At 58.1% G+C, this 6770-nt stretch carries 2 protein-coding genes and 3 rRNA genes (1 of these 5 running past the window's edge); 2 read left to right on the plus strand and 3 right to left on the minus strand.

The window, feature by feature from the left end:
• The first annotated feature begins 86 nt into the window (after window positions 1–86).
• Both AC6I6U_RS02900 and AC6I6U_RS02905 read left to right on the plus strand, forming a co-directional pair.
• A complete protein-coding gene (locus AC6I6U_RS02900) occupies window positions 87–2573 on the plus strand; it encodes a TonB-dependent siderophore receptor (RefSeq protein WP_497880572.1) in 2487 nt (828 codons plus the stop codon).
• Window positions 2574–2644: 71 nt separating this feature from the next.
• On the plus strand, window positions 2645–3823 hold the full coding sequence (locus AC6I6U_RS02905; RefSeq protein ID WP_497880573.1) for a PepSY-associated TM helix domain-containing protein: 1179 nt from the start codon (window positions 2645–2647) through the stop codon (window positions 3821–3823).
• 64 nt (window positions 3824–3887) lie between these two features.
• Here the strand turns inward: AC6I6U_RS02905 and rrf (AC6I6U_RS02910) are convergent.
• The 3 genes from rrf (AC6I6U_RS02910) to AC6I6U_RS02920 all read right to left on the minus strand — a co-directional run.
• Window positions 3888–4003: ribosomal RNA gene (gene rrf / locus AC6I6U_RS02910) — 5S ribosomal RNA — on the minus strand.
• Between the two features lie 111 nt (window positions 4004–4114).
• Window positions 4115–4230 (minus strand): 5S ribosomal RNA (gene rrf, locus AC6I6U_RS02915).
• Window positions 4231–4379: 149 nt separating this feature from the next.
• Window positions 4380–6770 (minus strand): 23S ribosomal RNA (locus AC6I6U_RS02920) (it continues 500 nt past the right edge of the window).

Raw genomic sequence — 6770 nt, forward strand, 5'->3', positions numbered from 1 at the left:
ATTATTTCTGGCGGGTTTTGCGTTCGGGTCCGGCTTAGTCAGTAAGCCCTTCAATCAGCCTCACTCGACCCTTACGGAAACCCGCAATGACCCGGCGAACCCTGCTTCCAGCCTCTCCTGCCGCCACGGCCCGAGCCACCCTTGGCCAGGCCGCGCGCATCACCCTGTTATCCACCGCCCTGGGCATCAGTACCCTACCGCTGCCGAGCATGGCCGCCGAGCCGGTCACGGTGTACCAGATCGCGCCGGGGTCCCTGGGCGACGTCCTCAACCAGTTCGCCCGTCAGGCCGGGATCAGTCTCGCGACGACCCCGGAACAGACCCAGGGCAAACAGTCGCCAGGACTGCAGGGCGACTACGGCACCGAGCAAGGGCTGCGCAGGCTGCTGGACGGCACCGGTCTGCAGGCGACCAGCGAGGATGGTCGCAGCTACGTCCTGCAACGTACCGCCGAGGGCGCTGCCCTGGCGTTGCCGAGCACCGAGGTCAAGGGCTTCGCCCTGGGCAACGCGCTGGGGAGCATGGACGGCTACAACGCGACCCACAGCCAGATCGCCACCAAGACCAGCACCGCGCTGCTGGAAACCTCGCAGACGGTCTCGGTGGTCACCCGCGAACAGATGGACGACCAGGGCTCTCAGACGGTCGCCCAGGCGATGCGCTACACCCCCGGCGTGCTGACCAACCCCTATGGCGCGACCCACCGCTATGACTACGTGGCCATGCGTGGTTTCAACGACGGCTCGGTGGACAATATCTACCTCGACGGCCTCAAGTCCATGGGCGACAGCGGTACCTACAGCACCATGCAGGTAGACCCGTACTTCCTCGAACGCGTGGATATTCTCAAGGGGCCGTCCTCGGTGCTCTATGGCCGCAGCTCGCCAGGCGGCCTGGTGGCCCTGACCAGCAAGAAGCCGCTGTTCACGCCCTATCACGAGATCCAGGCGACGGTGGGCAGCCAGAACAAGCGTGGGGTAGGTTTCGATTTCAGCGGCCCGCTCGATGATGACAAGCACATTGCCTATCGCCTGACGGGCCTGACGGACCAGTCGGACACCCAGTTCGATCACACCCGGGAAAAACGCTACGCCCTGGCACCGAGCCTGAGCATCGACTTCAGCGAGGACACCTCGCTGACCCTGCAGGCCTATCTGCAGAACGATCCCGATGGCGGCTATCACGGCGGCATGCCGGCCGACGGCACCTTGCACCAGCGCAATGGCCAGCGTATCTCCGAACATTTCTTCGAAGGCGAACCCGGCATCGACGGCTACAGCCGCAACCAGCAGTCGTTCGGCTATCAGTTCGAGCACCGCTTCAACGATGTCTTCACCGCCCGGCAGAACTTCCGCTACCTGGATTCGAAGGTGAAGCTCGACCAGGTCTATGCCTATGGCTGGACCAGCCCGACCAGCAACGAACTCAACCGCTACTACTCCGGCGGCAATGAACAGCTGCATGCCTTTATCATCGATAACATGCTGCAGGCCGACCTCCAGCTCGGCGAAACCCGGCATACCGTGTTGATGGGCACCGACTACCAACGGCGCAAAACCGTGGTGGACTGGAGCCAGGGTTCGCTGGCGCCGATCAATGCCTTCAACCCGGTCTACGGCAACTCGGCCATCAGCTACTACAGCCCGACCAGCTACCTGCGTCGCCTGGAACAGACCGGCGTCTACCTGCAGGACCTGGTGGAAATGGACAAGTGGCGCTTCTCCCTGGGCCTGCGCCAGGACTGGGTCGAGACGTCCGACGAGAACCGCATCGCCGAGGCCGCCCGGCCGCTGGGCACGCAAATCAGCGACCGCCGCACCAAGCTGACCGGGCGGGCCGGTGCGCTGTATCTGTTCGATAGCGGCATCGCGCCGTACATCAGCTACTCCGAGTCGTTCAACCCGAACTCGTATTCCGACGCCGCGGGCAATCCATTGCCACCGACCGATGGCACGCAGTGGGAAGCGGGGCTCAAGTACCAGCCGCCGGGCACGGACAATCTGTTCACCGCGTCGGTGTTCCGCATCGACCAGGAGAACCTGGCTTCCAAGCTGCCACAGGAGAACTTCTATCGTGCCGTCGGCGCGGTACGTTCCCAGGGCCTGGAGCTTGAAGGCCACCTGCAACTGACTGAGCAATTGAAGGTGCTGGGCAGCTACACCTTCACCGACATCAAATACTCCAAGTCGATGGTCAGCACCCTCAGCACCCCGAGCAACCTGATCGAGAACCAAGGCAATTCGCCAACCCAGGCCCCGCGCCACATGGCTTCGCTGTGGGCCGACTACAGGTTTGCCGGTGGCGCCCTGGACGGCCTGCGCCTGGGCGGCGGCGTGCGTTACGTCGGCTACAGCTGGGCCGATGCGGAAAACACCCTGAAGGTGCCGGCCTACACGCTGTTCGATGCATCCATGGGTTATGACCTGGGCAAGCTCGGCCTCAAGGGCGTCGATGTGCGCCTCAATGCCAATAACCTGACCAACGAATCCTATGTGGCTTCCTGTGCCAGCCTGAGCTTCTGCTACCTGGGCGAGGAGCGCAACGTCAGCGCAACGGTCAGCTACCAGTTCTGAATCAATGCAACGTCTTCTTGAAGCCAGCACCCGGACGGGTGCTGGCTTCGTCGTTTCCAGGGGAAACTTCCATGCGACCGATTGTGGTCATCCTGCATCGTTATATCGGGCTGGCAACAGCTCTTTTCTTGCTGCTGGCCGGACTGACCGGCAGCATCCTGGCGTTCAACCACGAGCTGGACGAATGGCTCAACCCGCGGTTCTACCAGGCCCAGGCAGAAGGGCCGCGACTGCCTCCCGCAAGCCTGGTGGAGCGTTTACAAGGCGAGCATCCGAAGCTGCAGGTCTGGTACCTGGAGTATCCGCAGGAACCCGGGCACAACGCGATGCTGGCAACAGTACCGCGCAAGGACCCAGCGACCGGCAAGCCCTTTGCCGAGAAGAGCCAGGTGTTCTATGTCGATCCGGTCAGCGGTGCATCCATGGGCCAGCGGTATTGGGGTGAGTGCTGTTTCCAGCGGGAGAACCTGATCCCCTTCCTGCTGGAGTTTCACTACAACCTTACGCTGCCGGGCAACTGGGGGTTATGGCTGATGGGGCTGGTTGCGGTGTTCTGGGTGGTGGACTGCTTCTTCGGCCTGTGGCTGACCTTTCCCCGGGGCCGGCCGTTCTGGCGCAAGTGGGCCAAGGCCTGGACGATCAAGGGCGGGCATGTGTATCGATTGAACATGGACCTGCACCGCGCCGGCGGACTGTGGCTCTGGCTGTTGTTATTGCCGATCGCCGTCAGCAGTGTGGCGATGAACCTGCCCAGCCAGGTATTCAAGCCGGTGGTTTCGTGGTTTTCCACGGTCGAGCCGAGCGTCTACGAGGCCCGTGGCAGGATGCCGGCGGAGCAGTTGGGCGAGACTCGCCTGGACTACCGGCAGGCCTATGAGCGGGCCTTGCAGGAAGGTCAACGCCTGGGGCTGACAGCTGCTATCGGCGAGCTGTACTACAGCTTTGAATACAATTTCTATGGTGCGGGATTCGGCCAGCACGATACCGAGGCTCATGGAAAGTCCTGGTTGTTCTTCCATGGTACCGATGGCCGCTTGCTGGGTCAGGAGATCGCCGGGCAGGGGACGTTGGGAGAGCGCTTCTATCGCCTGCAGCTACCGATACATGGCGGCAGGATCATTGGGGTGGTAGGGCAATCGATTATCGCGGTGCTGGGGCTTCTGATTGCCGGATTGTCGGCCACCGGGATCTATATCTGGTGGCGCAAGCTGGAAGCTCGGCGCAAGGGCCGTGGACGGGCGGGTGCGTAGCAGCCGGCTTGCCGCGCAAAAACAAAACCCCATCCGCTTGCGCAGATGGGGTTTCGGAATTCAATCTTGACGATGACCTACTCTCACATGGGGAAACCCCACACTACCATCGGCGATGCATCGTTTCACTTCTGAGTTCGGGATGGGATCAGGTGGTTCCAATGCTCTATGGTCGTCAAGAAATTCTGTGGCCAGTCCGTCGCTCGTGCGACGTACCAGCAAAATGAGGAACTTCTATCTATAGAAAAACAAAACCCCAACTGCTTTCGCAATTGGGGTTTTGGAATTTAATCTTGACGATGACCTACTCTCACATGGGGAAACCCCACACTACCATCGGCGATGCATCGTTTCACTTCTGAGTTCGGGATGGGATCAGGTGGTTCCAATGCTCTATGGTCGTCAAGAAATTCGGTAGCCAGCTCGTAGCCCTTGCGGGTCACGCTCCAGCAAATTCGGGTATGTGATTCAGGTATTTGTGCGTTGCAAACTTTCGGTTCACTTCGTCTTCATACACCGCAATCTGCTCATTCGACGCAAATTGCTTGGGTGTTATATGGTCAAGCCTCACGGGCAATTAGTATGGGTTAGCTCAACGCCTCACAGCGCTTACACACCCCACCTATCAACGTCGTAGTCTTCGACGGCCCTTCAGGGAACTCAAGGTTCCAGTGAGATCTCATCTTGAGGCAAGTTTCCCGCTTAGATGCTTTCAGCGGTTATCTTTTCCGAACATAGCTACCCGGCAATGCCACTGGCGTGACAACCGGAACACCAGAGGTTCGTCCACTCCGGTCCTCTCGTACTAGGAGCAGCCCCTCTCAAATCTCAAACGTCCACGGCAGATAGGGACCGAACTGTCTCACGACGTTCTAAACCCAGCTCGCGTACCACTTTAAATGGCGAACAGCCATACCCTTGGGACCGGCTTCAGCCCCAGGATGTGATGAGCCGACATCGAGGTGCCAAACACCGCCGTCGATATGAACTCTTGGGCGGTATCAGCCTGTTATCCCCGGAGTACCTTTTATCCGTTGAGCGATGGCCCTTCCATACAGAACCACCGGATCACTAAGACCTACTTTCGTACCTGCTCGACGTGTCTGTCTCGCAGTCAAGCGCGCTTTTGCCTTTATACTCTGCGACCGATTTCCGACCGGTCTGAGCGCACCTTCGTACTCCTCCGTTACTCTTTAGGAGGAGACCGCCCCAGTCAAACTACCCACCATACACTGTCCTCGATCCGGATAACGGACCTGAGTTAGAACCTCAAAGTTGCCAGGGTGGTATTTCAAGAATGGCTCCACGCAAACTGGCGTTCACGCTTCAAAGCCTCCCACCTATCCTACACAAGCAAATTCAAAGTCCAGTGCAAAGCTATAGTAAAGGTTCACGGGGTCTTTCCGTCTAGCCGCGGATACACTGCATCTTCACAGCGATTTCAATTTCACTGAGTCTCGGGTGGAGACAGCGCCGCCATCGTTACGCCATTCGTGCAGGTCGGAACTTACCCGACAAGGAATTTCGCTACCTTAGGACCGTTATAGTTACGGCCGCCGTTTACCGGGGCTTCGATCAAGAGCTTCGCGTTAGCTAACCCCATCAATTAACCTTCCGGCACCGGGCAGGCGTCACACCCTATACGTCCACTTTCGTGTTTGCAGAGTGCTGTGTTTTTAATAAACAGTCGCAGCGGCCTGGTATCTTCGACCGGCATGGGCTTACGGAGCAAGTCCTTCACCCTCACCGGCGCACCTTCTCCCGAAGTTACGGTGCCATTTTGCCTAGTTCCTTCACCCGAGTTCTCTCAAGCGCCTTGGTATTCTCTACCTAACCACCTGTGTCGGTTTGGGGTACGGTTCCTGGTTATCTGAAGCTTAGAAGCTTTTCTTGGAAGCATGGCATCAACCACTTCGCGTCCTAAAGGACACTCGTCATCAGCTCTCGGCCTTAAGATCCCGGATTTACCTAAGATCTCAGCCTACCACCTTAAACTTGGACAACCAACGCCAAGCTGGCCTAGCCTTCTCCGTCCCTCCATCGCAATAACCAGAAGTACAGGAATATTAACCTGTTTTCCATCGACTACGCTTTTCAGCCTCGCCTTAGGGACCGACTAACCCTGCGTCGATTAACGTTGCGCAGGAAACCTTGGTCTTTCGGCGTGGGTGTTTTTCACACCCATTGTCGTTACTCATGTCAGCATTCGCACTTCTGATACCTCCAGCAAGCTTCTCAACTCACCTTCACAGGCTTACAGAACGCTCCTCTACCGCATCGCTTACGCGATACCCGTAGCTTCGGTGCATGGTTTGAGCCCCGTTACATCTTCCGCGCAGGCCGACTCGACTAGTGAGCTATTACGCTTTCTTTAAAGGGTGGCTGCTTCTAAGCCAACCTCCTAGCTGTCTAAGCCTTCCCACATCGTTTCCCACTTAACCATGACTTTGGGACCTTAGCTGACGGTCTGGGTTGTTTCCCTTTTCACGACGGACGTTAGCACCCGCCGTGTGTCTCCCACGCTCGGCACTTCCAGGTATTCGGAGTTTGCATCGGTTTGGTAAGTCGGGATGACCCCCTAGCCGAAACAGTGCTCTACCCCCTGGAGTGATACGTGAGGCGCTACCTAAATAGCTTTCGAGGAGAACCAGCTATCTCCGAGCTTGATTAGCCTTTCACTCCGATCCACAGGTCATCCGCTAACTTTTCAACGGTAGTCGGTTCGGTCCTCCAGTCAGTGTTACCTAACCTTCAACCTGCCCATGGATAGATCGCCCGGTTTCGGGTCTATACCCAGCGACTAAACGCCCTATTAAGACTCGCTTTCGCTACGCCTCCCCTATTCGGTTAAGCTCGCCACTGAATATAAGTCGCTGACCCATTATACAAAAGGTACGCAGTCACAGAACAAAGTCTGCTCCCACTGCTTGTACGCATACGGTTTCAG

The sequence above is a fragment of the Pseudomonas sp. UTLPPB19802 genome (assembly GCF_059730225.1).